General features: G+C 47.4%; 24 protein-coding genes. 19 read left to right on the forward strand and 5 right to left on the reverse strand.

The annotated features are described in order from the left end of the window. Positions 1-43 precede the first annotated feature (43 nt). The 12 genes from A4S05_RS23860 to A4S05_RS23910 all read left to right on the forward strand — a co-directional run bounded on the left by A4S05_RS23860 (position 44) and on the right by A4S05_RS23910 (position 12,818). A complete protein-coding gene (locus A4S05_RS23860) occupies positions 44-754 on the forward strand; it encodes an SDR family NAD(P)-dependent oxidoreductase (RefSeq protein ID WP_069072271.1) in 711 nt (236 codons plus the stop codon). A gap of 85 nt (positions 755-839) precedes the next feature. Then, entirely contained in the window at positions 840-1,166 is a 327-nt protein-coding gene (locus tag A4S05_RS23865; RefSeq protein WP_069072272.1) for an NIPSNAP family protein, read from the forward strand. A gap of 289 nt (positions 1,167-1,455) precedes the next feature. Then, complete coding sequence (locus A4S05_RS23870; RefSeq protein ID WP_084227236.1) at positions 1,456-3,138, forward strand: GMC family oxidoreductase; 1,683 nt, start codon at positions 1,456-1,458, stop codon at positions 3,136-3,138. 72 nt (positions 3,139-3,210) lie between these two features. Beyond that, the gene (locus tag A4S05_RS41930; RefSeq protein WP_176727082.1) at positions 3,211-3,366 is read left to right on the forward strand and encodes a hypothetical protein; all 156 of its coding nucleotides are present in this window, start codon (positions 3,211-3,213) and stop codon (positions 3,364-3,366) included. Positions 3,367-3,407: 41 nt separating this feature from the next. After that, positions 3,408-4,097, forward strand: a complete 690-nt coding sequence (locus A4S05_RS23875; RefSeq protein WP_069072273.1) for a VOC family protein — start codon at positions 3,408-3,410, stop codon at positions 4,095-4,097. A 280-nt stretch (positions 4,098-4,377) separates the two neighbouring features. Further along, on the forward strand, positions 4,378-5,373 hold the full coding sequence (locus tag A4S05_RS23880; protein ID WP_069072274.1) for a nitrilase-related carbon-nitrogen hydrolase: 996 nt from the start codon (positions 4,378-4,380) through the stop codon (positions 5,371-5,373). A gap of 43 nt (positions 5,374-5,416) precedes the next feature. Continuing rightward, entirely contained in the window at positions 5,417-6,508 is a 1,092-nt protein-coding gene (locus A4S05_RS23885) for a thioredoxin family protein (RefSeq protein WP_069072275.1), read from the forward strand. 49 nt (positions 6,509-6,557) lie between these two features. Further along, positions 6,558-7,493, forward strand: coding sequence for an SDR family NAD(P)-dependent oxidoreductase (locus A4S05_RS23890; RefSeq protein WP_069072276.1), 936 nt, complete (start codon positions 6,558-6,560; stop codon positions 7,491-7,493). A gap of 240 nt (positions 7,494-7,733) precedes the next feature. Beyond that, entirely contained in the window at positions 7,734-8,813 is a 1,080-nt protein-coding gene (locus A4S05_RS23895) for an NAD(P)H-dependent flavin oxidoreductase (RefSeq protein ID WP_069072277.1), read from the forward strand. Positions 8,814-9,001: 188 nt separating this feature from the next. Beyond that, positions 9,002-9,922 carry an alpha/beta fold hydrolase gene (locus A4S05_RS23900; protein ID WP_218107975.1) on the forward strand — a complete coding sequence of 307 codons (921 nt, stop codon included), beginning with the start codon at positions 9,002-9,004 and terminating at the stop codon, positions 9,920-9,922. A 32-nt stretch (positions 9,923-9,954) separates the two neighbouring features. Then, complete coding sequence (locus tag A4S05_RS23905) at positions 9,955-11,376, forward strand: epoxide hydrolase family protein (RefSeq protein WP_218107976.1); 1,422 nt, start codon at positions 9,955-9,957, stop codon at positions 11,374-11,376. Between the two features lie 65 nt (positions 11,377-11,441). Further along, complete coding sequence (locus tag A4S05_RS23910) at positions 11,442-12,818, forward strand: dihydrolipoyl dehydrogenase family protein (RefSeq protein ID WP_069072279.1); 1,377 nt, start codon at positions 11,442-11,444, stop codon at positions 12,816-12,818. A gap of 40 nt (positions 12,819-12,858) precedes the next feature. Here the strand turns inward: A4S05_RS23910 and A4S05_RS41935 are convergent, their stop codons facing one another. After that, positions 12,859-13,113: a hypothetical protein gene (locus A4S05_RS41935; protein WP_069072280.1), complete on the reverse strand. Its 255-nt coding sequence runs from the start codon at positions 13,111-13,113 to the stop codon at positions 12,859-12,861. Positions 13,114-13,174: 61 nt separating this feature from the next. On the opposite strand from A4S05_RS41935, the gene A4S05_RS23920 reads away from it, so the two are divergent. The 3 genes from A4S05_RS23920 (at position 13,175) to A4S05_RS23930 (ending at position 17,060) form a co-directional block, all read left to right on the forward strand. Next, a complete protein-coding gene (locus A4S05_RS23920) occupies positions 13,175-14,410 on the forward strand; it encodes a ParM/StbA family protein (RefSeq protein ID WP_069072281.1) in 1,236 nt (411 codons plus the stop codon). Positions 14,411-15,101: 691 nt separating this feature from the next. Next, positions 15,102-15,905: a ParA family protein gene (locus tag A4S05_RS23925; RefSeq protein WP_069072450.1), complete on the forward strand. Its 804-nt coding sequence runs from the start codon at positions 15,102-15,104 to the stop codon at positions 15,903-15,905. 3 nt (positions 15,906-15,908) lie between these two features. Then, positions 15,909-17,060 carry a ParB/RepB/Spo0J family partition protein gene (locus A4S05_RS23930; protein ID WP_069072282.1) on the forward strand — a complete coding sequence of 384 codons (1,152 nt, stop codon included), beginning with the start codon at positions 15,909-15,911 and terminating at the stop codon, positions 17,058-17,060. Positions 17,061-17,339: 279 nt separating this feature from the next. Here the strand turns inward: A4S05_RS23930 and A4S05_RS23935 are convergent, their stop codons facing one another. Then, on the reverse strand, positions 17,340-17,594 hold the full coding sequence (locus A4S05_RS23935) for a hypothetical protein (protein WP_069072283.1): 255 nt from the start codon (positions 17,592-17,594) through the stop codon (positions 17,340-17,342). Positions 17,595-18,774: 1,180 nt separating this feature from the next. Here A4S05_RS23935 and A4S05_RS23940 point away from each other — a divergent pair. Continuing rightward, entirely contained in the window at positions 18,775-19,713 is a 939-nt protein-coding gene (locus tag A4S05_RS23940; RefSeq protein WP_069072284.1) for a ParM/StbA family protein, read from the forward strand. A 31-nt stretch (positions 19,714-19,744) separates the two neighbouring features. After that, complete coding sequence (locus A4S05_RS23945; RefSeq protein ID WP_069072285.1) at positions 19,745-20,035, forward strand: hypothetical protein; 291 nt, start codon at positions 19,745-19,747, stop codon at positions 20,033-20,035. 229 nt (positions 20,036-20,264) lie between these two features. On the opposite strand, the gene A4S05_RS23950 is transcribed toward A4S05_RS23945, so the two are convergent. Together A4S05_RS23950 and ssb are read right to left on the reverse strand one after the other, a co-directional pair. Continuing rightward, the gene (locus A4S05_RS23950) at positions 20,265-20,684 is read right to left on the reverse strand and encodes a hypothetical protein (protein ID WP_029631539.1); all 420 of its coding nucleotides are present in this window, start codon (positions 20,682-20,684) and stop codon (positions 20,265-20,267) included. A 73-nt stretch (positions 20,685-20,757) separates the two neighbouring features. Then, a complete protein-coding gene (gene ssb, locus A4S05_RS23955; RefSeq protein WP_069072286.1) occupies positions 20,758-21,141 on the reverse strand; it encodes a single-stranded DNA-binding protein in 384 nt (127 codons plus the stop codon). A 238-nt stretch (positions 21,142-21,379) separates the two neighbouring features. Here ssb and A4S05_RS23960 point away from each other — a divergent pair, with 238 nt between their 5' ends. Further along, the gene (locus A4S05_RS23960; protein WP_069072287.1) at positions 21,380-22,558 is read left to right on the forward strand and encodes a hypothetical protein; all 1,179 of its coding nucleotides are present in this window, start codon (positions 21,380-21,382) and stop codon (positions 22,556-22,558) included. 41 nt (positions 22,559-22,599) lie between these two features. Beyond that, on the forward strand, positions 22,600-23,298 hold the full coding sequence (locus A4S05_RS23965; RefSeq protein WP_069072288.1) for a hypothetical protein: 699 nt from the start codon (positions 22,600-22,602) through the stop codon (positions 23,296-23,298). Here the strand turns inward: A4S05_RS23965 and A4S05_RS23970 are convergent, their stop codons facing one another. Continuing rightward, on the reverse strand, positions 23,299-23,973 hold the full coding sequence (locus A4S05_RS23970) for a hypothetical protein (RefSeq protein WP_069072289.1): 675 nt from the start codon (positions 23,971-23,973) through the stop codon (positions 23,299-23,301). Between the last annotated feature and the right edge of the window lie 39 nt (positions 23,974-24,012).

The following is a 24,012-nucleotide window of genomic DNA, read 5'->3' on the forward strand; positions in this document are numbered from 1 at the left end:
CTGAAGAGCAACATTCACACATTATCTCCAAAGGAGTTTTACTATGGGCATCGAACAGAAAGTCGCTGTTATCACCGGCGCATCGCAGGGCATCGGCGCAGCCCTTGTCAAGGCGTACCGCGATCGCAACTATCGGGTGGTCGCTATCTCACGCTCAATTCAGCCATCGGATGATGATGCAATCCTCGCAGTGTCAGGTGACATCGCCAATCGAAAAACTGCCGAACGTGCGATCGTCGAGGGCGTGACCCGCTTCGGGCGCATCGACACGCTCATCAACAACGCTGGTATATTCATCGCCAAGCCATTTACCCAATACACCGAGGCTGACTACGAGGTATATCTGGGCACTAACGTCACTGGCTTCTTTCACATGACGCAACTCGCGATCGCCGAGATGGAGAAGCAGGGTAGCGGTCATATCGTGCAGATATCGACGAGCTTGGTTGACAACCCGATCGCCGGCGTACCATCTGTGCTCGCGTCGCTGACGAAGGGCGGACTGAATGCCGCGACTAGATCGCTTGCGATCGAGTATGCCAAGCGTGGTATCCGGGTGAACGCCGTCGCGCTGGGTACGATCAAAACGCCAATGCATCCCGCAGAGACCCATGCACAGCTCGATGCCCTGCACCCGATCGGTCGTATGGGCGAAATCTCCGACATCGTTGATGCAATCCTCTACCTGGAATCAGCCAACTTTGTGACGGGCGAAATTCTTCACGTCGATGGTGGACAGAGTGCGGGTCACTAACACCGCCTTGCAAGCAGAAAAATGGCTTTGACGCTCCTAAACAAGATTGCTCGATCGCACACCCTTTTGACTAAGGAACACAGGCATGATTTACGAATTACGCATTTATCACGCCATGCCCGGACGACTACCCGCGCTGCTTTTGCGCTTCCAGAACCACACGTTACGGATTTGGGAAAAACATGGCATCCGCCAAGCCGGATTCTGGACAACGTTAATTGGCGAGAGCAATCAGCAGCTTACTTATATGCTTACCTGGGACAGCATGGCTGAACGCCAGGAGCGCTGGAACGCATTCCTCGCCGACCCCGAATGGATCGCGATCAGCACCGAAACCGAGAAGGACGGTCAACTTGTGCAGAACATCAGTAACGAGTTGCTGGTACCGACCGCCTTTTCCTCAGTGAAGTGATCTGTGGGGCGAGTGACGGAACTCGAACCTATACCATCCGGCAATGCAGACTCGAATGGCACTAAGATAAGCCGAAAGGCTTGTGTCATCTCGTTCTCAGTCTTAAGACTGGGAATGTATTCTCTTAAGCTTTGCCTCTGGTCAAGAAGGAGGAAGCAGCAGCTCTCCCAGAATGGGTAGCTAGCCTACAAGCTAGGAACCAGTTAGAGCAAGGGCTGTATCTTAACTTAGTGCCATTCAATGCAGACTCCTTACCGTTACATTCGATTTTGAAAGCGAGGTAGGCGCGATGAAGACGAATTTTGAGAACAAGTCCTTTGAGAATGAACATGAGACTGATAGCCACGATATTTTCGCCGAACGTGTCCGCAGCAACCAGCGCCAGCTCACCTCCCAGCTAAGGCACCAGTACGATTTTATTGTTTGCGGATCTGGATCTTCTGGCTCGGTGGTTGCCCGCAGACTGGCTGAGAATCCAGATGTCAGCGTTCTGCTGCTGGAAGCGGGAGGCACCGATGATCTGCCAAGTGTTATAGAAGCGAATCAATGGCCGATGAACCTTGGAAGCGATCGCGACTGGAGCTTCCAGGGCCAGCCGAATCTACATGTGAACGGTCGTTCGATTCCGTTCTCTATGGGCAAGGTACTTGGCGGTGGATCGAGCATTAACGTCATGGTTTGGGCACGCGGACACAAGCATGATTGGGATTTCTTCGCATCCGTTGCCAACGATCCAGCCTGGAGTTATGAATCCGTCTTGAAGATTTATCACCGCCTGGAAGATTGGCATGGCGTGCCAGACCCAATGTATCGCGGAACGGGAGGGCCAGTATTTGTCCAGCCTGCGCCGGAGCCAAACCCGCTCGCACCCGCAACGATTGAAGGAGCGCGGGTGGTGGGTATTCCTACTTTTGAAAATCCGAACGGACGCATGATGGAAGCAGCGAAGGGCGCTTCTATCAGCGATGTGCGAGTCCGCAATGGCAAGCGCGAATCGATATTCCGCTCCTATGTCTTCCCTTATATGGATCGGCCAAACCTGACGGTTCTCAGCCATGCACTGGTCACACGGCTGACGTTCCAGGGCAAGCGGGTCACTGGCGTGGAGATATCTTATCGTGACACAATCTATCGCATTGGTGCGGCAGTCGAAGTCGTACTGTCGCTCGGTGCAATCCATACGCCGAAAGTGCTGATGCAATCCGGTATCGGCGATGAAGCCGAGTTGCAGCGATTTGGAATTCCTGTCGTGCAGCACCTTCCCGGTGTGGGGCAAAATTTTCAAGACCATGTTGCATTCGATTGTGTCTGGGAATATGAAAACGCTCTCGCACCCAGAAACAACTTGTCCGAGGCAATCTTTTTCTCAACGAGCCAGCCCGGGCTTGACAGTCCAGACTTATTTGTTTGTCAAGCCGAGGTGCCAAAATCCACTGCCGAGAATGCCGTCCGGTTTGGGCTGCCTGATGCAGGCTGGACGTTATTTGGGGCGATCGCGCAGCCCAAAAGCCGAGGCCGTCTGCGCCTGACGGGAGCCAATCCATCCGACCCGATTCTGATTGACGGAAACACTCTGTCTGACCCGGATGATCTCAAAACCGCGATCGCTTGCGTAGAACTTTGCCGCGAAGTTGGTAACTCTGCTCCCCTTCGTCTGTTCGTCAAGCGCGAAGTGATGCCAGGTAATTTGAAAGGGGCTGAACTCGAACGCTTTATTCGGGATGCTGCGACGAGTTTCTGGCATGAAACCTGCACCGCAAAGATGGGTCGAGATTCTATGTCGGTGGTGGATAGCAACCTGAGAGTGTATGGAATTGACAATCTCCGGATTGCTGATGGATCGATTATGCCGCGAGTAACGACCGGTAACACGATGGCTCCCTGCGTGATTATCGGGGAGCGGGCAGCGGAAATTCTACATCTCGAACACCAGCTGCAATCTACCGTAAAAACAGACTCAGGCGTGCAATAAAACCACCGCACTTTTCATTGGCGGACGCACATTTAAGCCGCGTGTTAACTCAAAGAACTTGAGTGGTCTAAATTGGGCGATGGTCGGATTGCGCTCGACTCACGAAGTGAGTCCCTCCAATCGAAGATTGGAGGCAGCCCAAACTTAGTTTGGGCTGGAGCGCCCGACCCGCCAAAGGCGATGGCGCAAAGCGCCCGCTGGAAGCGATCGCAGAAGAATGAAAAGTAACCAATCTGAACATCAAACTTACCAACCTAAAGGAGAACAAGATGAGTAGCAATAACGTAAACAGTCCAAACATGAAACTCGAAGTTGTGCTATTCGGCGTTTCCGACGTTGACCGCGCGAAGGCATTCTACGAAAATCTCGGCTGGCGGCTCGACATCGACATCGCGGAGGGCGACTTCCGCGGCGTGCAGATGACGCCCCCCAACTCGGAAGCCTCGATCATCTTCGGCAAGGGAGTCACTCCGGACAATTCTGGCTCGGCGCACAGCCTGGTTCTCGCCGTGGACGACCTCGACATCGCCCGCGAAGACTTGATCGCTCGCGGTGTCAATGTGAGCGAAGTCTTCCACTACGCCGGCGGCCCCTTCAATAACGCCGTGGAGAACCCGCGCGTTGGAGGACGGGACCCGCAAGGCCGTTCCTACTTCTCGTTTGCCTCGTTTGAAGATCCGGACGGAAACGGCTGGCTGCTCCAGGAGATTAAGGAGCGACTTCCCGTCCGCGAGTGGAAATTGACGCAGGCACAAGACCTGGACGTTGCAACCATTGCAAACCTTCTCCGTGAGACAGCAGAACAGCACGATCGCTACGAGAAAACTCACGCCGAGCATCACTGGTGGAACTGGTACGCACCTTACCTGAGCGCACGTCAGAATGGCAGCAGTTCAGAAGAGGCTGCCGCCGCTGCTGATCGTTACATGGAAGAGGTTTTTCCTGTTTTTTCCAGATGATGCGGTCAGAGTTGCCACACCCGTCGAGTATGTCGGCCACTAGGTAGCGGTAGAGGTCTACAAAGCCAACGATTCTTGCCCAAAAACTCAGGGCGGCGTTTAGGTTTCTGTGCTGAGTCCGAGGAAGCGGACGATTCTAGCTCTCGCCCCCCGTCCGCGGACTCACCTTGGAACCTACGTAAATGTGTCAGCAGCGTTCCTTCGCCCCGTATCAGATTTGGAGATCGGCCGTTACCGGAGATCGTTTTATCACCTCGCGTGGACAGTAAGTTACAAAATTATGAAAAAGACTATCATTAAAGCCGCTGCCGTGCAGATTAGTCCCGTGCTGTACAGCCGAGAGGGTACTGTCGAGAAGGTCGTGAAGAAAATCCGTGAACTGGGCAAACAGGGCGTTCAGTTCGCAACCTTCCCCGAAACCATCATTCCCTATTACCCCTACTTCTCCTATGTGCTAGCCCCGTTTGCGTTGGCAAAGGAACATCTGCGGTTGCTTGAAGAGTCGGTTACGGTGCCGTCTGCTGAAACCCAGGCGATCGCCGAAGCCGCGAAGGAAGCAAACATGGTCGTTTCAATCGGCGTCAATGAGCGCGACGGCGGCTCAATCTACAATACGCAGCTTCTCTTCGACGCAGACGGGACGCTGATCCAGCGCCGCCGCAAGATTACGCCGACTTATAACGAGCGGATACTCTGGGGTCAGGGTGATGGATCGGGCCTGCGCGCCATCGATAGTACCGTTGGGCGCATTGGACAACTTGCCTGCTGGGAGCATAACAATCCTTTGGCACGGTATGCAATGATCGCCGATGGTGAGCAAATCCACTCGGCGATGTATCCCGGATCATTCGCCGGTCAGCTGTTCGCGGAGCAAGCGGAAATTAACGTCCGCCAGCACGCCCTTGAATCCGCCTGCCTTGTCGTTTGTGCAACCGCGTGGCTAGATGCCGATCAGCAGGCTCAGATCATGAAAGACACGGGTTGCGCGATCGAGCCGATTTCTGGCGGTTGCTTCACCGCCATAGTGAATCCACAAGGACAGATCATTGGCGAGCCGCTCAAAGCGGGTGAAGGTGAAGTGATTGCTGATCTTGACTTTGCCCAGATCGATGCCCGCAAGCGGCTGATGGACGCGCGCGGTCATTACAACCGCCCCGAACTACTCAGCTTGTTGATTGATCGGACACCCACATCGCCCGTCCATGAGCGCACCCCACACCCCAATGGTAATGGCTCGCACGTGGTCGTCGAGGAGAGAACTGTCGAGGTTCTCTAATTCCACTGGATCTATCCGAACGCAACGACAGGGAGGTCAGTGCGTGTCTAAAAAAATCAATCATAATCGCCGCTACTTTTTAACAACCATGCTTAAAACTATTGCTGCCACCCAGCTTGGCATGATCGGCTGCACCACACAGTACGCTACCTCAGCAACAGCTGAGTTACCGATTGAAGGTGAACTGCCTTCTTTTGTCGACGCGATCGCGTGGCTTAATTCGCAGCCATTAACAGTTGACGATCTGCGTGGAAAAGTCGTGCTGATCAACTTCTGGACTTATACCTGCATCAATTGGCTGCGCCAACTCCCTTATGTTCGCGCGTGGGCAAAGAAGTATAAGGATCAGGGACTAGTAGTAATTGGTATACATACACCGGAGTTTGAATTCGAGAAGAATATCGATAATGTCCGCCGAGCCTCAACAGAAATGAAAATTGACTATGCGATCGCCGTAGATAATGATTATGCGGTGTGGCGTGCTTTCGAGAACCGTTATTGGCCAGCCCTTTATTTTATAGACACGCAAGGACGCATTCGCCATCACCAATTCGGCGAGGGCGAGTACGAGCAATCGGAAAGGGTCATTCAACAGCTACTGTCTGAGTCCCGAACTGGCCATGTCAGTCCGAAAATGGTCGAAGTCGACGCTCGCGGTTTTGAAGTCGCCGCCGATTGGGGCAGCCTGAAATCGCCTGAAAACTACCTCGGCTACGAAAGAACGGAAAATTTTGCATCTCCCGGCGGCGCGGTGTTAAACAAGCGTCATTTATATACTGCCTCCGCGCAATTAAAACTTAATCAATGGGCACTTTCAGGCGATTGGACAATCGGAAAACAAGCCATTGTACTGAACAAGTCCGGCGGGCGGATCGCGTACCGCTTCCACGCGCGCGACCTTCATCTTGTCATGGGACCAGTCGAGCGAGGAATGTCCGTGCGGTTTCGCGTACTTGTAGATGGGCAGCCGGCAGCCGCGGTTCGCGGACTTGACATCGATGTGCGAGGCGAAGGCACGGCTACTGAACAGCGGTTATACCAACTGGTCCGACAGCCGAAGTCCATCACCGATCGACAGTTCGAGATCGAGTTTCTGGATTCCGGAGTGGAGGCTTTCGCGTTCACGTTCGGTTGATCGCGCAAACAGATACGTTTTCGCAACGAGCGACAAGAAGGTAAATGATATGACGATGAAATCCACACATGACAGCCCAATCCTCGTAACCGGAGCGGCTGGCGATCTCGGTGCGATCGGCCGCAACCTCACCGCAATGCTGCTCGCCAAAGGGCATAAAGTGCGTGCCTTAGTTCGGCGGGAGGATGAACGCGCTGAGGGACTGCGCCAGCTTGGAGCCGAGGTTGTGCAAGGCGATCTAACTGATCTTGCCTCGATGCACCGTGCGATCGAAGGTTGCAGGCGCATCTATTTCGGAATGTCGGTCTCAGCAGCTTATCTCGAAGCCACGGTCAACACCGCCGCGGTAGCACGCCACCACGGCGTCGAGGCCTTCGTGAACATGTCGCAGATGACAGTGACGCAGATGAGTATCACCGAGACCACCCCAAGCCCACAGCACAAGCTGCACTGGCTTGCGGAACAGGCATTGGCGTGGTCGGGGCTGTCGGTCGTCACGGTGCGGCCCACGGTTTTCATCGAGGGCTTCTTTCTGCGTCTCGCCGCTGCTGGCGTCCGGGACAGCGACGAACTGGCCCTGCCCCTGGGTAACAGCAAGACCTCGCCGATCTCGGCTGTTGATGTGGCGCGTGCCGTTTCCACGATCCTCAACGACCCTACCCCGCACATTGGTCATGTTTACAATTTAACCGGATTTGAGTCGGCCGATCTGGACTACTACGCGCGCGTCTTTTCCGAGGCACTCGGCCGAACTATCCGCTATCATAATGTGCCGCTCTCTAGTTGGACTGATACGCTTCGTGAGTTTGGGGTGCCAACGCACCTCGTCAACCACCTTGCGGTGATGGCCGAACTTCACGCGCAGGGGCGGTATGACCGCATGACGGATGACCTGTTCAAGCTCACTGGCAAGATGTCGACGAGCATGTATGACTTCGTGAAATTGCACGCTGCTGAATTCACGCGAAGTGAACCCACGGCTTGAGGGGCAGTCCGCTTGTAGTTAAATAATCCAGTCAAGGCAGCCTATGCAGAATGTGGGTTTAAACGGTGGAGCGATTTTCCGTAGTGCATAAATCTTTTGACTTCAAGGGGCAAGCTACGGAACTCGAACCTGTAGCATCTGGACTGCAAACTCCTCCCCATTATTACAACTGAGTAATGCGGACAGACGATCGCTTAAAGACATATATCTTGCTTCTATTAGCAAGCGTGGGAAATACTTATGTGGCCTAAAACAGAACTGATAGATTTGCTCAAAATCGCGCATCCAATAATTCAGGCTCCGATGGCTGGCGCTTCCACACCTGAGTTGGTTGCAGCTGTTTCTAATGCAGGAGGTCTTGGCTCGTATGGGGGTGCGGCCACACCACCAGCCAAACTTCGCTCCGTTATCAGGCAAATTCGAGAGATGACAGACCAACCCTTTGGAGTTAATTTGTTTGCCCCAGCAGTTGAAGCGTATCAACTTACACCTGAGCAGCAAACACCGATGTCTGAGCTATTGACAAAATGGCACAACGAACTTGACGCTGGGCCTGTACCGGAACCAATACCGATACTAGGACCGTTTGTAGATCAATTTACTGTCCTGCTTGAGGAGAAAGTACCTGTTTTTAGTTTCCACTTTGGACCTGCGCCAATTGAGGCAATTCGGGAGATACACGCTATAGGCTCAATTGTATTAGCAACCGCGACGACCGTTCGTGAAGCAAAAGCTCTAGTCGTTGCAGGAGTCGATGTCATCATAGCCCAGGGCTTTGAAGCCGGAGGTCATCGCGGAACCTTTGCGGTACCTTATGAACACGGATTGATTGGAACAGCAGCGTTGGTGCCGCAAATAGCTGACGCGGTATCGGTTCCGGTCGTTGCGGCGGGCGGAATTATGAATGCGCGTGGAATCGTTGCTGCGTTTGCACTTGGGGCAAGCGGGGTACAGATGGGAACCGCCTTTCTCGCCTGCCCTGAGAACAATATCCCAGAAGTCTATAGGCAGGCTGTACTCAATTGTAAGGACGAAGACACGGTTATTACTGAAGTATTTTCCGGCAAACCCGCCAGAGCAATCCGAAATCGATTTATACGTGAAATGGAAAATAACAGAGATAAAGTGCTGCCATTCCCGGCTCAGATGTCTATAGGGCGGGTTTTGCGTCAGGCTTCTGCTCAACAATCAAGTCCAGATTTTGTCAGTATGTGGGCAGGACAGGGAGCAGCATTAGCCGAAGCTCTCCCGGCAGGTGAGCTGATCGAAAAAATGATACAAGAATTTCTTGCCGTAACTGCTTCTTTACAACTCAAATAAACAGATAGTCGATTCAATTAAAGCAAGTTGAGTTAAATCCAATTGGAAAAAGATAAATGTCCGAGAAAATTAACTATCAACGCCGCCGCTTTTTGGGCACTGCGGCTATGACTATTGCTACTACACAGCTAGGCAGATTCGGTTCTGCGATCGCAGAACCGAGCAAAACAAAACCAGCAATTTTATCCATGATGAAGTCGGGGACAAACACGTCGTTCGGCTCACTGAGGCAGATCGATGCTGGTGTTCTAAATATCGGATATGCTGAGGTTGGTCCCGCGAATGGTCGTCCGGTAATCCTCCTGCACGGATGGCCCTACGATATTCACAGCTATGTCGATGTCGCCCCTTTGTTGGCGTCGGCGGGGTACAGGGCGATCGTCCCGTATCTACGCGGCTATGGTATGACGCGCTTTCTTTCGAGCGAGACGTTCCGGAATGGCCAGCAGTCGGCGATCGCTGTTGATATCATCGCTTTGATGGATGCTCTCAAGATCGAGAGGGTGATCCTCGCTGGTTATGATTGGGGAGCGCGAACAGCCAACATCATCGCAGCACTCTGGCCAGACCGCTGCAAGGCGCTCGTCTCCGTAAGCGGTTATTTGATTGGCAACTCTGAAGCCAACAAGACACCTCTGCCGCCGCAGGCCGAACTCGAATGGTGGTATCAATTTTATTTCGCGACGGAACGCGGCAAGCTCGGCTACGAAAAATATCGGCACGATTTCAACAAGCTCATCTGGAAGCTTGCTTCGCCGCAATGGCACTTCGATGACGCAACATTTGATCGCAGCGCGGCTGCCTTCAACAACCCAGATCATGTCCAAATCGTCATCCACAACTACCGTTGGCGGCTCGGTCTGGCTGAAGGCGAGTCGAAGTATGACGAGATTGAGAAGCGGCTCGCCGCCGCCCCTGCGATCGCCGTACCCACCATCACTCTTGAAGGTGATGCTAACGGTGCGCCGCACCCAGATGCCAGTACCTACGCAAGGAAATTCTCGAGCAAATACGCACACCGGATCGTCAAGGGCGGTGTCGGTCACAACCTGCCTCAAGAAGCACCTCGGGAGTTTACTAAGGCCGTCGTCGAAGTTGACGGTTACTGATTGGGTTTAGCCTGAGTCGTGAAACAGACAATTTGCAGCAAGAAGAAAACATCATGACCAAACTGAAAAAAGTACATTATAAAATCAAAGCCCGCACCGCAGGTGCCTTAGTCCTGCTCTCGCGATTCCTCGTCGCGCTCTTGGCGGTAACGGTATTTCTGGCACCGCCCGCTCGCCTGCTTGCACAGCAATCCACCCCGATCGGCGCACAAACCCAGGTCGCAGCCAAGGCGATGTCTACGACGGGCTACGCCTACGCGACCGAAAACAACGCAATCCGCCCCTTCCGGGTCCACGTCCCGCAAGAGGCGATCGTCGATCTCCGCAGGCGCATTGTGGCAACCCGCTGGCCTGACAAGGAGACTGTCGCCGACCAGTCGCAGGGCGTGCAACTAGTGACAATGAAGGAACTCGTCCGTTACTGGGGAACGAAGTACGACTGGCGGAAAGCCGAGGCGAAGCTGAATGCCTTACCGCAGTTTGTAACGAACATCGACGGACTGGACATTCACTTTATTCACGTTCGCTCCAAAAATCCTAATGCTTTGCCGTTGCTCGTCACGCACGGATGGCCCGGATCGGTATTTGAACAGCTAAAGATCATTGACCCGCTGAGCGACCCGACGGCCTACGGGGGGCGCCCGGAGGATGCCTTCGACCTGGTAATCCCGTCGATTCCCGGCTTCGGCTTCTCTGGCAAGCCTACGGGTACAGGTTGGGACCCCGACCGAATCGCCCGTGCCTGGGCGGAGCTGATGAAGCGCCTCGGGTACACCCGCTATGTCGCCCAGGGCGGCGACTGGGGGTCCCCCATCTCCAGCGCGATGGCGCGCCAAGCACCGGCAGGATTACTTGGTATCCACATCAACTTGCCGGCGACGATACCACCCGACGTGGCTGCGTTGCTCGCCGACGGCGGGTCTGCGCCTGCGGGTCTCTCCGAGAAGGAACGCGCGGCGTTCGACTCACTCGACGCATTAAAGAACAAACGAGCCTACGCCGCGGTGATGGGTACGCGACCGCAGGTAGTCGGGTACGGTCTGACGGACTCGCCAATCGGACTCGCGGCATGGATGCTCGGGCATCCAGGCTTCGCGCAGTGGACGTACAGAGGTGGCAATTCCGAAAAGTCCCCGACGAAAGACGAGGTGCTGGACGACATTACGCTGTACTGGCTAACGAACAGTGCGGTCTCGTCAGCTCGGCTGTACTGGGAGAACAAGAACACCAGTCTCTTGAACGCGATCGCGCAGAAGACCGCCGATATCTCGCTCCCGGTGGCCATCACGGTATTTCCGGAGGAGTTATATCGCGCTCCAGAGACATGGGCCCGACGCGCCTATCGCAACCTGAGCTACTTCCATGAGGCTGATCAGGGCGGCCACTTCCCGGCATGGGAACAGCCGCAGCTTTTCTCTGAGGAGATCCGCGCGGCGTTCAGGTCACTGCGTTAGTTGTAAAGAAATCGTAGGTCTGGCTCAATAAAGTATTTTTAACTCAGCTATCAAAAGAGGTAACAATGGAAACAGCAGATGTAATTGTGATTGGAAGTGGTCAGGGCGGAGTTCCACTCGCGGCTGACTTTGCATCATCAGGTCGAAACGTCGTTCTATTTGAGCGCGATGCGTTGGGCGGCAGTTGCATAAACTATGGCTGTACTCCTTCTAAAGCCTTTCTAGCCGCTGCCCATGCCGCAGGTCGCGCAGGGCAAGCCGCAAAGCTAGGCATACACGCACAGGTTGAAGTAGATTTTCCTGCGGTGATGGAGCGTGTACGTAGTATTCGCAGCCAGTTTAACCAAGGTACTAAGCGACGATTAGAGAGTGCAGGGGTTAGAGTTGTCTGTGCTGAAGCCGCTTTCACCGGAGAACGAACGGTAAGCGGAGGAGGTGTGACTGTAAAGGCTCCGATCGTTGTTATCAACACAGGAACATCCTCTACTATTCCTGACTTTCCCGGTTTAGCTGGAACGCCTTATCTCACCAACCGAAATTTCTTTGATTTGCAGCAGATTCCACCCCATTTGCTCGTAGTCGGCGGGGGCTATATTGCCCTGGAGTTAGGGCAGGGAATGGCGCGTTTAGGGAGCCAAACCAAATTGATTGTGCGGGGCGATCGCTTGCTGGCTCAAGAAGAATCTGATGTCAGTGCTGTGCTTGCTGATGCCTTTGAGCAAGACGGAATTGGATTGCATTTCAATGTGACTGTTCAGCAGGTTGCTTATACCAACGGTGTATTTACCCTTACGCTGAACAATGGTGAAGTGCTGGATGGAGAAGCATTGCTCATTGCGATCGGGCGCAAACCGAATACTCAGGCATTAAATTCTGCTGTGACAGGCGTTGAATTAGATGCACAGGGTTTTATTAAAATCGACGATCGCTTTCAGACTACTTGTGCTGGAATTTATGCGATCGGGGACGCTGCCAAGCAGCCTGCTTTTACCCATGTTTCTTGGGAAGACTATCGTCGCTTGAAAGCCATTCTGTGTGGCGAACACCGGACACGCAACGATCGGGTGTTAGGCTATGCCGTCTACACCGAGCCACAAGTGGGCCGGGTAGGGATGACGCTAGAGCAGGCTCAGAAACAGGGCATTACTGCCCGCGAAGTCACCCTGCCGATGGCTCATATCGCTCGCAGCATTGAATGGGGGCACGATCTAGGCTTCTACCGTATGGTCATCAACACCCAGACGAATTCGATTTTAGGAGCAACGCTGGTTGGGTACGAAACGGCTGAACTCGTGCATGTCTTTTTGTCACTTATGGAAGCTAAAGCAACGTGGCAGGTACTCGAACAATCGGTTCACATTCACCCAACTTACGGTGAGGCATTGCCCAGTCTTGCAAGGCTACTCGTTGGAGATGATATGCCAACCTGTCCCAATATGTAAGAAAGGAGTAACCAATGACTAAAAAAGAATGATCCAACAGCTACGCTGATTTACCGGAGATTTCAACAAACCACTTCTTAAGATTTGGAAGACGTTGAAGATGTTTTTCAACCTCCTCCATTGCAAGATGAGTGAGTTTAACCCCAGTGAAGTAAACTTTTTCAACCAGTGACTCAATGGAGTTGAGTATGAATGCTGTAGCGCCATCGAAGAACATCGCCATAATAGTTTTTTCTCTACGCACTTTGTATGTAAAAAAGCTGTTAAACCCTGTAAAGAAAGTGTTTTCCACCACAGTATTTTTCCCATTTCGGTTAAATTGGGAACGATAGTAAAAGGTAATAAAAGATAAAGATATGCCTAAAACTAAGGAGAAAATAGACGTAAAAAAGGTAGTAATTACGATTGACATGGGTGCAAGTAAAACCAAAGCGATCGTTCAAGAGTATCCAGAGGGAAAGCCTGTTGTTTTACTTTTCGACTCAGAAGTAGCAGATATTGCTAAAGCTTCGATTGAGAGCGTTCAACAAGAAGGTAGTCCTGAATCTCGTACTTGGGTAGGAATAGGCGATGAGTATTGCGCCTTGGGAGAGCTTGCCCGTCGTCGATTTGGGGGTATATCGCAGCTGAAGGAGCTAAAGTACGAACTAGCAGTCCCTAAAATTTGTGGTGCATTTTGGCTGGCTAAGGAGAAGTTGAACCTGGGTAATGATGTTGCAGCTTACTTGAGCATCCTGCTACCGCCCGGTGAAGTGCAAGACAAAGAACAGTTACAAGTTCGGTTGAAGGATGCGTTTCGAGGATTTGATACACCAGCAGGTAAGATGCGGGTAAAAATGCTTCGTTATGATGCAGCTTCTGAGGGTAGTGGGATATTTTTTCACCGTAGGCGATCGCTTGGCAATAATATGCCTGCTTCTATGTATGTGATGCTTGGTTATCGCAACGCAAGTATTTTCACCTTTCGCAGTGGTTCAATTGGTGCGGGAATAACCAGCAATTTTGGTATGTCTTGGCTGGTGAATAATTTTACTTCCAAGACATCGGGACTAAGCCCTGATAATCCCAATATTATTCAGGTGTTGGTAGAAGCTGGAGTTAGTTGTGACTCCCAGGTGATGCAGAAACTCTCACGCAAGCGCAAAGGTGATGAAATTCAACTTGATGGCGAGTCGATGTCCAAGGCTTTATTGCTTGCTAGAGACGAATATTGGCGTGCGATCGTCAGGTGGTTACGCTCGAAAATGGATGAGGATATTGAAGAACTGGTGTTTTGCGGAGGGACTGCGGATTATATTCGTCCAGAAATAGACGCTTACTTCCAGAAAGAGGGGATTAAGGTATCTTGGCACGGTAATATTTTTATACCTGATGAGATGTCTTCTGGTATTGGCAATCGGATGGCGGATGTCTGGGCGCTCTACCAATATATGATTACTCAGTTTGATGAGTTGACTGGTTATACTCGCTCTGAGGTTGTACTGCTAACTAAATCCGCTGAAGGTAGTACAGATGAAGAAGTTAAACGTAAGTATAATTTTACGCCTTGTGAGCGACCTAGTACCTTTATTGCTGTGAACGAGAATGTTTGATTAGCTCAGAAAAAGTAGTGTAGTTACAAGGACTGCAACTACACTTCTGGGATGCTTTTTACGTAACTTCTCAATAACCACTGCATGAATGAGCCGATTACTCGTGGTTAGGTGAGAATAGCTAGTTCTAGGGGATTGAAAATAATTCCTTGTTGGCAGCGCCCCTTTCTATAATGACATCAGGTAGATAGAGAATATTGTTATCCCGCTTCAATCGAGTACACTTTGAACAAAGACTGTTGTTCAGCGTAGAATCTTCATGGCAAGGTGGTTATATTATGTCAACAGAAGATTTTTATTCTCAATAAGCTCAAAAAAGTCGCATTAATAGCTGCTGGTTGACACAGCTTTAAAGGTTGAAATCACATTAGAATTATGCCGTTGGTTTTTATACTCAATAACCAGCTTGCACAAAGGCAATAATGCTTTCCTACGGAACTATTAGATTGAGCAAGTGCTGAGTGAATATCTCTTGGACGGGGTATATTTCTTTTTGTGTACAATTCCACAATAGGCAATCTGTGTAGCTAGGTCGATATTACTTGCAGTCAACCTCTGTGTTGATAGCAATCCTTGTTAGAGAAATCAGAAAAATGATATAACATTATCTCAAAATTCTTCGCCCAAACTGATATAACGTTATCTCATGACTGGGAGTCGGAAATATAGTAATCAAGAAAGAGAAAAAATTATGCCTGCCAATTTGACCCTTTCTATTGAGACAAACGCTGGAGGAGTGGCGAAAAGTACTATTTCATACAATCTTGCGTATGAATTGGGTGTTCGTGGCTATTCAGTGGCACTATTAGACATCGATCCTAACGAATCATTGACATTATTTTGCGGATTAGGAGAATTTAAAACTCAGGGAACAATGGCTAATGTTTACCATCCAGACTTTAATGGGAACTGGCCTTTAGTTACAGCTTGGCAAGGTAAGATTGACAAAATTCAAGTTTGTAAAGGCGGAAAAGAATTACACGAAACAATTCGGGAAGTTTCAAAGGATCTGCGTGGAGCTTATACTCTTGCAGATCGGTTGAGTGATTATCCCTTATCTCACGATTTTGTAATTATCGATTGCCCTGCAACATTGGAGCCTTTACCACTGACTGCTCTTGCAGCTTCTAGCCACGTGTTAATTCCAATTCAACCTGAATACAAGGCTTCTCAAAGTGCTGCGGCGATGATTGAGTGGTACTATTTCAACTGCAAGCGGTTGAGATTGAAACCGACTCCAAAAATATTAGGTATAGTTCCTACTCGTTGGAAAAGTGATTGGGGAGCGCATAGAAGTATTGTTGAGGAACTTCCCCTAGTCTGTAAAAATTTGGAAATTCAGTATTTTAGCCCAATTCGAGAATCAGCTGATATTCTTAATGCTTCTGGTAGAGGGCTACCTCTGGGAATTTACAGACCAGGTAAAGAGGCAAGAGGAGATTTTCTGCCAATTGTTGATGCACTAGTTCAAGAACTTAAGCTAATAAGAGGTTAAGCGATGACAAAATTAAACAAACCGAGTGTACTTGGAATGTTTGCTTCTGCTGCTGATTCACAACAGATATTTGAGCTTGAAGAACGAGTAGAAGATTTACAAGCAGAGATTACAAGATTAAAAGATGAACAAGCACAGGGAAAGCTTGCTGAAGAAGAACGTACAGTTCTCAATCAAACTATTGAAGACCTACGAGAACATTTGAAAGCATCTGGAATTTTTAAAATTCACCATAGTGAAATAAAACCCAATCCGAAACAAGCAAGGCAAACATTTACTTCGGATAGTATTCGGAGTATGGCTGTTTCCATTAGAGAGGAAGGTCAACAACAGCCAATTATTTTACTACCGGGAAATCTCATTTTTGATGGAGAACGAAGATGGAGATCAGTTGCAGAAGAGTTACAGCCAGAAATTGAAACACTTGATGCAGTGATGCTTCAGAAAGAACTTTCTGAAGAGGAATTACATGCACGCACTTTATTAACTAGTCTTCACCGAGAAAGCTTGAATGAGCTAGATTTAGCCGAAGGTTTGATTCAACAGGCTAAGTTAGCTTTGGAATTTGAACAGGAAGAAGTAGTTAGAGCACTTAGGAGAGCAATAGCTAGATTAAACGCAAAAAAACTTTTGCCCCAATTAACTGAATTGGTTATTTTAACTAGAAAAGAGCAGTCAGAAGGTATTAAAGCATTTAATTTAGACGAAATAGAACAAAGTATTCTTTTGTTGTTATTACGTTTTCAACAAAATCCAGCATCAGTAGATGCAAATGTCTTTCCTTGCTTACGGCTTTCAGAAGACTTAAAAATTGCGATTAGACAATCAGGACTTGGTGCAAACCATGCCCGATCACTCCAAAAACTAAATTCCAAAAATTTAAAAGTTGAAGAAACTAAAGCTCTTAAAATCCGACAAGATGTTACATCACAAGTTTTGCAAGAAAGGCTAACAGTCGCTCAAACTCGTTTTCTAGTTGCCCAAACTATTGCTCAACATGCTCCTGAAACAAAACCTAAACCAAGTCCCCAAATCAGTTCTCTAATTCGAGATGTCTCAGCAACTAAGGTCGAAGATATCCAGCAAGAGCAACTGAGAGATTTATTGGCTGTATTAGAAGCTAAGGCAAAAGAGATTCGGAAAAAGTTGGACTAATACTATCTCGTCCGACTTAGTTCACTGAATCGGAGATGTCCATGTAATCTATAAGTGCTTATCTAAACTACCCAAATGGCTTTCGCCTGAATCCCGCAGAGTCAAACCAGAATTATCAGCCGAACGGTTTCAGCATGTGAGATTTCTAGACTGCGACAAAGCAGTGAGCCGAATTATATTTGAATGCTGACACTGCCAAGAGGGGATACTTTGTGAGTTTACGGGTGAGCCTGTAGTTGGAGAATATAATGGACGATCTTCAATTATCCAAGTTAAAGTTCAATGCCCCAACTCTGAGCAAACTGCTATTAAACTGAGTACGGGAGAAGCGCTTTCTACAATAGCCAGATCCAGAAATTCCAGGTTACTCCAGCGACATTTTTTAGCTACCGCAACCGCCAACCTCCGGTTAGTGGGAATCATTTTTTGTTTAGCCAGTTGACCAAGCTTTTGAATTTGGGTTAACTGTGCTTCTGTTTCATTTACCTCGGCAGCTAGTTCAGCCCTTGTTGGGGAACGCTCTAGTCGTTGCACTTGAGAATTGTTTTGCTTATCAAGTTTTGCATTGACCTTACAAGTCTTGTGTAGATAATCTTTTACTCTGGCAATAGCCTCGCAAAGCGTCCAATTTCTCGTAGATAAATTCCATCTGTATGAGAGCTAAGGCTAGACATCTTGTGGGGCGGGAAGCTAATTTATTGACACTCTCCGGGCTGAAGCCACGGAGATTCTTGGTTCAGCGAGTCCACTTAAATTAGACCCCTTGCGGTATCTAATCCAGAGGTGGTTCTCTCCCCAAGCGTTAACTTTCCGAGTGCCCCTCGGTAGTCGGATTAGTCCAAAAATTTACTTGATTTAAATTCTGATTGTCTAGTCTCCATGAAGATTTTACCTATTCCTGGAAAGGAGCTAGAACTATGGAATAGAACCCCATATCTTCAGTTGTCAAGGTGCAGATTGCCGTTAGGCAGTTGGGTTTTTATACAGGTTAATTACCGTTCCTGTTGAGTTCAATTGTACTATATATTGGCTCAGGCGTAAACGCCTTTTTTAGCCTTCATCCTTTGCCTGTTCGCGCAGCGTCTCCCCTTGGGAGAAGTACGAAAAACGCAACTGTGTTGCTGTTTCTCAAGGGTTTTCGGTATTTCCCTTATAACAAAGATATTGACGGTAGAGTATAAATCAAACAGTCAACCATTTCAGAGAGTGTAGGGAACCCACGTTTTGAAACGTGGGATTTAAGCAAGGAGCGGAGGCGGAGACACTCCGCCTCTGCGCTTTGTATTTCGCGCTATGCGTGTCGAAATAAATATTTTTTTAAGTGGGCTTTAGACCACAACTAAAGTTTTCTATTCCTTCTTCTCTATTTTTTTATAAGTTAATTTCTACTACGTTCATAGAAAAGATTTCAAAAATTCTGATGGGGGCTATATGGGGGCTATGTGTACCCCAAAAATAGATTAGGACTTCGATGAGAATTTGACACCTACATGGGGGCTTTATGGGGGCTTTATAGGGTACATTTAGTTATCTGATATTTTGTACCCCACTTAGCCCCCAAGGGGTATGATAAGCTCTTGAGGTTAGAGAGGGAAGGGGCAGAGTTCTGGAGAAAGACTCATAGCAAGTTATTCTTCTCTCCCCTGCTTTCCTGCTCCCCTAGATAATCTGAACAGATAACTTTCACAAATCAAAACGTATTGACTTGATCCCTATGTCAAATATTCACGCCTTGCAAAAAATTTTTCCTGCTGGCTTTGATAACGGTTATGGAAGCCTAAAACTTTTAGTCGATGGTTTTGAAGTAGTTCGTGTTCCCAGCTATATTTCCACAGCCGACATGGAAGATGTACCCGGACGGGTAGTTTTTAACGGTAGTGCTTACACAGTCGGAGAATCAGCTTTCCGTACAGGTTATCATTTTGACCGAAACACCGATAACAATGAAAACAAAGTCAATAATGCGTTGTTGACTTTATTGGGTGCATTGGCACATCTGCCACACCGTAAGGCTTGGCACTTAAAATTAGTTGTCAGCTTACATGATGTTGGTCTGGCGAACGAATTGCAAAAAGTACTTAGTGGAGAATATCAGCCAATACTTGCTGGCAAACAATCAGATGTGAAAGTAGAAGTGCTGAAAGTTGTGCTAGAGGGGATGGGTGCATTATTTGGGCATCAACTACCGAAAAAATTAACTATTTTAGATTTTGGCAATGGCACGACTCTGTATTCTCGTTACAACCAGGGGAAACGAGAAGTTCACACCGCCTACCCCATTGGTGTAGAAGTTCTCATTGATGATATTTCCCAAAAAATGAAACATCTAAATGGGGGAAAAATTGGGGATGCATCCAAGATTCGATTTTGTCTGGAAATGGGACATACCAAGTACAGCCGTGACATCGATATCAAAGATATATACAGTGCTTGTTTGAAAGATTGGTATGAAAAATACTTGAAGAAAGTGGTGAATCTGACACTTGATGCTAAGCACCAAGGGGACGAAATCTGGGCGATAGGTGGAGGCTGCCTCTTACCTGGATTTAAAAAGTTGTTAGAAAAGAATGGCTTCAAAATACTGGATAATCCAGTGGAAGCTAATGTCTTTGGGCTTCTAGAAATGGCAAAAACCATTACGAGCAAGAATTAACCAAACACATCTGGAAAGTGAAGTTATAACAATGACAGATAAACAAGACTTAGCTCCGGTAAAAATTCGGCTCAAAGAAAACTACCGAGAACGCATATTTGCAGAATCCCAACAACTAGGTAAAAGTTATCTGGAGACGCTTTATTTTATTATTGATTGCTATTTTGTTTTCATAAAGGCTGGATTAGCCACACAACAAGTAGCTTTCACGCCGCTTACTACTAACGAAAACAGACTCCAGCAGCCAATTCCCCAGCCATCTACAGACCAAAAACTAGAAGATCCTGATGGCGAAACATTCATTCTCGATTTTGAATTATAACCGTCAGATGAAGTTGGCAACGGTAATTCCCAACTCGTGGGGTAATTATGTCAAAAAAGTTTTAAATTTAGCTCTTGTGTAAGTTTTTCAGTATTTATGTACTATATAAGATGAGTTGATGTAAGCGATTTTACCAAACAGTAGATTTTTATTCTGGATTTTTATAAAAAAATAACGCCAGTACTAACAAGTAACCCTGTATGTACTAGCATTATTTAGTTAATTGGGTCTAGAACGGAGGTTCTTGATCTAGGTCTTCATCTGTCGAAGTAACGTTATCTTCGAGTAGTTCTTTGGCAAAATCGGGAGTTTCTGGCGAGTGAGGGGTTTTACTAACCTGGGTGAGTTCGTTGATGGGTTGTGCTGACATAAAGTTTCTGATTACGAATGTGGCAATCTTTTCTTTGTAATCACCTCTGTTATCAACTAGCAAATCGAGATATCCTTCTGCTGTGCCGTGTACACCTTCCCCTTGTTCGTTAATAACGACGGCGGGTGCGCCCTTGGAACGGAATGGCATCTCGTCAGCAACTACTCCTTCCTTGGAACGGTAGTAGAATTCGGCGATCCCAAAGGCAATCAAGGAACCTTCTTTGTCGTGGGTAGTGTTCACTGACTTAAGATTGATAGTTGCAGTATTATGAATCATGTTCGTTTTATTTGTAGATTGATTAGATGGTTTATCGCCTACGATTTATAGTCCATAGGCGATTTGTAATTTCCTAGAAATTTGCGTTAGCTACAGTCTGTGTTTCGTTTGGTGCAGAAGTGGATGTAGATTCTTCCTTACGGGGTGAACCTAACAATTCAATGGCGTTAATTGTAATTACGGGTTTTTGCCGCATAGTGCCAGAATTTTTATCTGCCCAACGATCAAATCCAAACTCGCCAGTAATTGCAATTTGGGTTCCTTTACGAACGTAATTTCCAATCACTTCTGCTTGATTTCCCCAGGCGACTAAATCAAACCAAAGCGCTTGTTCACTTCTGTAGGGTGGTCTTACTGCAATAGACATTGAAGCCTTAACTGCGCCAGACTCGAAATATTTGAGTTCTGGTTCTTGTCCGCATCTGCCAACCAGCATGACTTTGTTGATATAGTTCATAACACGAGGATTTATATACTTCTCTTATTGCTGCGTCAGCATTAGTTCTTTCAGGATTTATTATTTTGACGAGTTGTTTTATTTAAATCACGTTCTTTTTTATTCATACTTATCAGTTATTTTTTGTCCTTGTTTATCGTAAAATTGTGGTTTTTACTAAGGAACGACAAGTTACCCTGTGTTATGGTGGTATCGCAATTAATGTGGTCTGTATTTAAAAAATTATAAGTAATGACTTATGCCTGAATATCTTCTCCTGAAGCGAGTAAGTATTTGTAAGCTAATGCTTTTGGCTTTGATATGGATACAGTCCGATGAGGATAGCCAAAACCAGCTGACTTCTGACTACTCATCTTCTTTGCGGGTAGAAAATCTTACCTGGTTAGGAGAAACATCTGTTGGAGAAGATGTAGAGCATTTTTGTGATGTTTCAAATACAACTAGGATAGGCGTTTGGGGAGAAATTCTAGAACTAAAGTTAGTAGATTTAATTGCTGATTTACCGACTTGTTTGCACGATGCGTCATGGTTTGCCCTACTGGCAACTACCATGATGCTAGTGGATAAGGAATTAGACCGAGTATGCGTGCATCCACAAGATGAGTATTTTGCCCGGACTATCGCGCTTGAAAGTTTAGCAGATTTGGGTGATTCTTACTTAGCCAAAGGTCATCCTTATTTAGATTTTCCTCTATCGTTAGAAGATGCTAAATCATTACTACCAGTTAATAGAAAGCAAGAGCTAGAAATCGAGTTAGATAAATTTATTATTGATACTTATGAAGACGATTTTGATGATCAATCTCCAGAGATTAGTGAGTTTTCACCCATCTATTTACAAGAGATTTTAAAAGAGTTTATTACTGAATCTGATTGGCAGGGTGATATCAATCAAGAGGCTGTTACCCAACTGCAACAGAAGTACGGTTCGCAGTATTCAGAAGGTGCGTTTTCTGCTGAAACTGAGGGGCACGAACGTTGGGGAAAAACGCTTGTTTTTCTCAAACAGTTTATAGGTCTAGATTCTAGTTTTATCGAAAGCCAAAGCGATTTATTCCTTGATGATGAATCTCAGATGTCTGATTTACCTGATTACTTCTGTATCGAGTCTCATTTAGAACGTTGGCAAGACCGAACAGTTGTCCTATCCCGGTTGGTTCATACATTGGTTTATTTCATGCTGGTAGGACAAAATTATCATCCCAGTCATCTGCAAGATTTGATGGCTATTCCAGCTTCTTCGCGGGCCATATCCAGCTTACAAGCTTGTTTGGGTGTAGCTGCTTACAGAAGTGGTTTTTATATGGCTGCTTATAATATTCCTGAATCAGAAGTTGGGCGCAACTGGCTTTTAGAAAAAGCTTTCCCTAGTCTGCGTGATTTTTATCAAACAGGTCGGTTAAATGGGAAGCAATAATTAATATTTTATTGTTGGTTTACAAATACAAATTTATATTTATGAATAAATACTTATTTATAGGATTGTTACTCTTACTCGTTGGATGTTCATCTCCAGAAAAAGAAGATAAAGTCTCGGCTATAGAATCAAATTCTTCACCTACCCCATCATTATCCTCAGCTAATGTTAATAATGCTACGCCATCGCTAAATCCAGAAGCGTTGCCTGATTTATCGAATAAAGAGAAGCTTGGAGAAGTTAATGCAGAGAACGACTTAATTGACTTGTTCTATTTTGATGGTAATGGTGTGAAAGTGAGTTTGACTGTAGCAGCTGATAAAGGTTGTTTTGTCTACGTGCGGCCCAGTACTCCAGACCGAGTTGGCGAGGTTGAAATTGAGTCATTACGGCGCGAGAAACTGGGTCTGTGGCGTTCGTATAATACTCAGCGACTTCTAACTCAACCTGCTGGCAATAAACTAAAGGTTTATTCATCAAGTGAGGAACTTTCTTCTACTTATGAAAATCCTGCCATATCACAAGAAATGCTTGTGGCAGTGAAGGAATTGAAAGAGCGTGAAAAATCGTTTAAATTACTTTTACGTCAGGACTTGAGAGCGAGTGATTCAGCAAGACGAATTTATATTAATCAGTGTCAGAAATTAGGTAATTTTTATTATAAAGAAGAGCTACCTCCTCTCACAGAGAAGGAGAGGAAGGACTTTGGGAAGAGTGTTGAAAAAAGTACTAACAATTAGTTATGAGAACAGTGACAATTGCTCCATCTTAGTATTACTTTCAGTTGAAGTTGCTGTAACAGGGTGTTTGTTCTTATTCGACGACCTTTTACCCCAACCTTCTTTCACCGCGTGTTTGACTATACGGGAACGGATATCAGCAGCTAGGGTTTCATAATCAGAGCGGATTTTGTCATACTGAATTGGGGTTGTACCAATCTTGTCCCACAGTTTATCGTATTTGAAATTCTCAAAAGGTCTGTGCCTTACCAGGGCATCATAACTTGCCCAGAGGTAAACATCCGTCCATTCAGATGATAGTGGCACTTCAAAAGCAATTGGCATCATAAGTGCAACAACTTCGCTGCTAGAGGCGAGTTTACCTACTTCACCCTTGTCTATCTCTTGTAACGCTGCATCTAATCTATCGACTGCGATCGCTTTTCCTACCCAGGATGGAATTGACTGTTGCCAGCCGTTTTGCTGAGTTACAATTGGCCCGACGATGTATTGAACAATTTCACGACTTGCTCCTGCTAGATCAAGTAGACTGGCTGTTACAGCTTTGTTAATCCCTTGGCTGGTTAGTAGCTGAAGCATCTTTCTAGTGCTAGGAGTAAGAATTTCGCTAGCTTTTTGGCTTTTGCTGTTACGGATGGTTTCTTCGACATCGAATAAGCTTTGCTGCTGGTTCATATTCTTTATGTGTAAATAAATACTGCCAGCTAGAAATAT

The sequence above is a fragment of the Nostoc sp. KVJ20 genome (assembly GCF_001712795.1).
Lineage (GTDB): Bacteria > Cyanobacteriota > Cyanobacteriia > Cyanobacteriales > Nostocaceae > Nostoc.

Bases quoted from the DNA above. Each gene is read 5' to 3' on its own strand.
- A4S05_RS23895 (WP_069072277.1), top strand. From the start codon at position 7,734: ATGTGGCCTAAAACAGAACTGATAGATTTGCTCAAAATCGCGCATCCA.
- A4S05_RS23870 (WP_084227236.1), top strand. From the start codon at position 1,456: ATGAAGACGAATTTTGAGAACAAGTCCTTTGAGAATGAACATGAGACT.
- A4S05_RS23940 (WP_069072284.1), top strand. From the start codon at position 18,775: ATGTCAAATATTCACGCCTTGCAAAAAATTTTTCCTGCTGGCTTTGAT.
- A4S05_RS23930 (WP_069072282.1), top strand. From the start codon at position 15,909: ATGACAAAATTAAACAAACCGAGTGTACTTGGAATGTTTGCTTCTGCT.
- A4S05_RS23880 (WP_069072274.1), top strand. From the start codon at position 4,378: ATGAAAAAGACTATCATTAAAGCCGCTGCCGTGCAGATTAGTCCCGTG.
- A4S05_RS23920 (WP_069072281.1), top strand. From the start codon at position 13,175: ATGCCTAAAACTAAGGAGAAAATAGACGTAAAAAAGGTAGTAATTACG.
- A4S05_RS23925 (WP_069072450.1), top strand. From the start codon at position 15,102: ATGCCTGCCAATTTGACCCTTTCTATTGAGACAAACGCTGGAGGAGTG.
- A4S05_RS23900 (WP_218107975.1), top strand. From the start codon at position 9,002: ATGATGAAGTCGGGGACAAACACGTCGTTCGGCTCACTGAGGCAGATC.
- A4S05_RS23860 (WP_069072271.1), top strand. From the start codon at position 44: ATGGGCATCGAACAGAAAGTCGCTGTTATCACCGGCGCATCGCAGGGC.
- A4S05_RS23960 (WP_069072287.1), top strand. From the start codon at position 21,380: ATGCCTGAATATCTTCTCCTGAAGCGAGTAAGTATTTGTAAGCTAATG.
- A4S05_RS23950 (WP_029631539.1), bottom strand. From the start codon at position 20,684: ATGATTCATAATACTGCAACTATCAATCTTAAGTCAGTGAACACTACC.
- A4S05_RS23890 (WP_069072276.1), top strand. From the start codon at position 6,558: ATGACGATGAAATCCACACATGACAGCCCAATCCTCGTAACCGGAGCG.
- A4S05_RS23910 (WP_069072279.1), top strand. From the start codon at position 11,442: ATGGAAACAGCAGATGTAATTGTGATTGGAAGTGGTCAGGGCGGAGTT.
- A4S05_RS23965 (WP_069072288.1), top strand. From the start codon at position 22,600: ATGAATAAATACTTATTTATAGGATTGTTACTCTTACTCGTTGGATGT.
- A4S05_RS23945 (WP_069072285.1), top strand. From the start codon at position 19,745: ATGACAGATAAACAAGACTTAGCTCCGGTAAAAATTCGGCTCAAAGAA.
- ssb (WP_069072286.1), bottom strand. From the start codon at position 21,141: ATGAACTATATCAACAAAGTCATGCTGGTTGGCAGATGCGGACAAGAA.
- A4S05_RS23970 (WP_069072289.1), bottom strand. From the start codon at position 23,973: ATGAACCAGCAGCAAAGCTTATTCGATGTCGAAGAAACCATCCGTAAC.
- A4S05_RS23875 (WP_069072273.1), top strand. From the start codon at position 3,408: ATGAGTAGCAATAACGTAAACAGTCCAAACATGAAACTCGAAGTTGTG.
- A4S05_RS23865 (WP_069072272.1), top strand. From the start codon at position 840: ATGATTTACGAATTACGCATTTATCACGCCATGCCCGGACGACTACCC.